Origin of the sequence: Methylibium sp. T29-B (genome assembly GCF_000576225.1) — a bacterium.
In the GTDB taxonomy this organism is placed as follows: Bacteria; Pseudomonadota; Gammaproteobacteria; order Burkholderiales; family Burkholderiaceae_C; genus Methylibium; species Methylibium petroleiphilum.
This window is the reverse complement of record NZ_AZSN01000251.1, coordinates 1-3,479: the sequence shown is the minus strand read 5'-3', so window position 1 is coordinate 3,479 and position 3,479 is coordinate 1. Positions and strand designations below refer to the sequence as shown.

The 3,479-nt window shown below is 59.1% G+C and carries 4 protein-coding genes; 3 read left to right on the top strand and 1 reads right to left on the bottom strand.

Features of this window, described 5'->3' with window-relative positions; translation table 11 throughout:
- The coding region (locus Y694_RS26320) for a hypothetical protein (RefSeq protein ID WP_216701350.1) at window positions 1-272 on the top strand (272 nt) is incomplete at its 5' end.
- Between the two features lie 488 nt (window positions 273-760).
- Here Y694_RS26320 and Y694_RS20580 read toward each other — a convergent pair.
- Window positions 761-1,465: an IS110 family transposase gene (locus tag Y694_RS20580; protein WP_036236054.1), complete on the bottom strand. Its 705-nt coding sequence runs from the start codon at window positions 1,463-1,465 to the stop codon at window positions 761-763.
- A gap of 134 nt (window positions 1,466-1,599) precedes the next feature.
- On the opposite strand from Y694_RS20580, the gene Y694_RS20575 reads away from it, so the two are divergent.
- On the top strand, window positions 1,600-2,331 hold the full coding sequence (locus Y694_RS20575; protein WP_152543606.1) for a hypothetical protein: 732 nt from the start codon (window positions 1,600-1,602) through the stop codon (window positions 2,329-2,331).
- A 148-nt stretch (window positions 2,332-2,479) separates the two neighbouring features.
- The gene (locus tag Y694_RS20570; protein WP_081771424.1) at window positions 2,480-3,415 is read left to right on the top strand and encodes a DUF4268 domain-containing protein; all 936 of its coding nucleotides are present in this window, start codon (window positions 2,480-2,482) and stop codon (window positions 3,413-3,415) included.
- The last annotated feature ends 64 nt before the right edge of the window (window positions 3,416-3,479 follow it).

The following is a 3,479-nucleotide window of genomic DNA, read 5'->3' as shown; positions in this document are numbered from 1 at the left end:
CCCTAGTTCTCGGTGAGCGAGGCGAACTAAGCGCACTGTCAAACGAGCTCCGTTCCGAAGCGCTTTTCTACTCCGTATGCTTCGCTTCCCTCATTCTGGATGAACTGAGAAGGCTGCCAATGCTGGCGCGACAAGCAAAAGCCGACATTGCAACGGTAACGAGGCGTGTCTCGACACAAGCCGCCGTGCTGGTTTCGGCGCTGTTCGAAGACGAGGAGATGTCCCACTCGTTCTCTCCTTTGATTGCTCGAATGCAATCTGTAGGAACCTGAGGCGATGCGGTTAGCTGGGCATTAAACTCTGATGTCAACTTCTCCTCTTGCATGCCACCTAACCATTCCACCGAGAGGACGTCACCCGGCAAGCCGGGTCGAGCCTCTCACGTCAAACTATAAGGCTTCCCCATCTGTCAAGCGAATGAGGTCCATCGAGCCGCGCAGCGGCTCGATTCACATCTGGACTTCACGTCTTCGAGATAACCTGCACCGCGTTCACGTGCGTCACATTGATTCGTCGAGCCAAGGTGCGGACGGACAAACTACAACCGGTCATTGATGCAGCGCTGCTCGTTGCCGAGTCGGGCTGCAGACCCTGATGAAAGACGCGCGCGAGGGCCTCATTCGTTAGCCGCGGACAGCCCGTGCTGCCGCCTTGAAATGATCAGGCACTCCTCGCGCAGGTCCAACCTTGCTCATCAACGCTTCACGTTCACGCGGTGGAAGTCTTCGGCCTGGATCTCTCGGTGGAGGGGCTGGTGGACTCACGCTGGCAGCTTGAACGACTCGCCCCGGGCCAGCATCGCCCAGCACATGCGCGCGTTCTTGGCCGCGATGGCCACCACCGCTTTCCAGTAACCTCGGCGCCCCTCGAGCGTGAGCGCCCAGCGGCTCAGACCGTCGGTCTTGTTCTTCGCCGCAGCCAGCACGGCGCGGGCGCCCAGGATCAGCATCGTTCGCAGATACGCATCCCCGGCCTTGGTGATGCGCCCCAGCCGGGTCTTGCCCCCCGAGCTGTACTGCCCCGGCGTCAAGCCCAGCCAAGCCGCGAACTGCCGGCCACATCGGAACTCATGGCCATTGCCGATCATGGCCAGCACCGCCGTGGCTGTGGTCGGACCCACGCCCGCCAGGCGCATCAGCTGCCGAGCCCGTTCGTCCTCGCTGGCGATGACCGCGGCGTCGGTCGCATCGTTCTTGCCTCGCACCCTGCTCATGCGGTACGGAGCGACGAACTTCCGCGCGATCAGTCGCACGGTGTGGCCGTGCGCAGCGAACAGCCGGGCCCAGTGGTGGCCGCCCGAGCAGGCTTCCATTGCCACCGTGCACGGCGGCAGGGCGGCGATCAGCTCGTGCAGCTTTGCGCGCGGCACGCTGGGCCGCACCAGCGCCGGCTTGCCGTGTTCATCCACTCCATGAACTGCGAACACGTTCTTGGCGAGATCGATGCCGATGTGGACAATGGCCATGGACTTCCCCTTCCGAGTGAGTTGATGAGACTTCGCACTTCCCATCGTGGCACTTCGTTGCCGGTCGCCGCATCGCGGCTAGTTCGGGACGGGGAAGTCCCTTTCATTCGTTAGGCTTCACAGACTACCGATAGATGGACGCCCAACTCCTTGGCCTTGCAGGAACAGCGCTAAGCGCTCTTATCGCGGCGTTGAGCTACCGTGGAAAGATCCGGCACGAGCGTCGCCGCTCAACGCGAACGGTGCTTTTCTACCTCTTGGAAGTTCATCACTTTCTCTCCAGGGGCGTGCTCAGCATCTCCACCTTCCCAAAGCAGTACATCGACAGGATCGTTGGACTGCTTTCTGAGCGCGGAATCAGTGTGAGTGAGGCTGAAGCTTCCTGCCTCCCAGCACAGATTCAAGCAGCACTCCGACTCCTGATGCAGTCAGAACTTACAAAGCTGTCCGCTGCGATCTCTGAGCCATTCCAGGCGGCGTTGAGAGAGCTATCACGCGATGATCCCGTCCTGGCGTTTGACCTACGTGGGAAAGAGGCTGTCTCGGGCATCTCAGACCTTTTCGAAGCGCTTGGCGGCAAGACGATCCAGCCGGACATGATCGCTGACGATATTGCCAAGGCTAGCGCCTTAATGTGCTTCCTTGACGACCAGATGAGATCGATGGCTGCCGCTGAGGTAGAACGCTGCATTCGATCGACCGCTTGGCGATGTGATCTCGTCACACATTACCGTGTCCGTCGGCACTTGCAGAAGGCTTCGTCACTTCGCTGCCTAGAAGAAATTAGTCCAGACGTTTCAGCACTCATAGTCGCGCTGGCCGATCAGATCGCCACGCAGATTCGGCCGCACCCGAGTGAAGCCTAACCCCTCGCTCGAGCGGTCCTCCACCGGCTACGCAGCCTGGCCCTTCCGCGGCCAGTCGCATATCGTCCCCTCCAGGGCCGGGCTACTCCGCCGGCGGCGGCCCACTCAGCTCGAACGTTAGATTCGCAACCCACTACTGGAGGCACCATTGGACCTCGGAACAATTCATCCTGTCGCGCTGAAGGACCTATGGACGGGCGAAGCATCTCATTTCACGCCATGGCTCGCACAGAACCTGGACACACTGGGCAGCAAACTAGGCATGGACCTTGAATTGGAATCCACCGAAGCTGCGGCAGGCGACTTCTCCGCCGACATCGTTGCTCGGGATCTTTCAACCAACAAGCTCGTAGTTATCGAAAATCAGTATGGCGGCACGGATCACAAGCATCTTGGGCAGCTAATTACCTATGCGTCTGTGCTTGGCGCAGGCGCGGTGGTCTGGATCGCTGAGACTATCCGTCCAGAGCACAAGTCGGCTATGGACTTTCTCAACCAAAATCTGAAGGAGAGCCTGAGCCTGTTTGCGGTTCAAGCCTCCGCCATCCGAATCGACGAGTCCAAACCCGCGTTTATCCTGACCGTCGTATCGATGCCCAGCGAAGCCTCCCTGGTTGCTGACATCTCCCCTGCGCCTTCAGAGACAAAGGAGCGTTACCGTACCTACTTCCAAAGCCTCATTGATGAACTTCGAGAAGTTCACAAATTCACAAACGCCCGCACAGGACAGCCGCAGAATTGGTACACATTCGCGTCGGAGAACTCGAAACTCTATAAGTACTCGACCAGCTTCGCGCAAGGTGGCCGCGTTCGCGTTGAGTTGTACATTGACTCTGGCGACAAGTTGAAGAATGAGCAGGTCTTCGATTGCCTCTTGCAACGCAAAGAGGCAATAGCGGCGGCGCTGGGCCTGGACCTCAAATGGGAACGCCTTGACAACCGCCGCGCCTGCCGAATTGCGGTGTATCGGGACGGAGACATCGATGCCGACTCCGAAACACTTGCCGACATTAGGAACTGGACTATCCAAAATCTTCTCAAGTTCAAGGCGATCTTTCCGGCGAATGTCCAGCAGTGCATCTGAGCGAATCTAACCATTCCATCAAGTGGACCTGCCTACGGCAGGCCGCTTGTGTCAACCGTTAGGG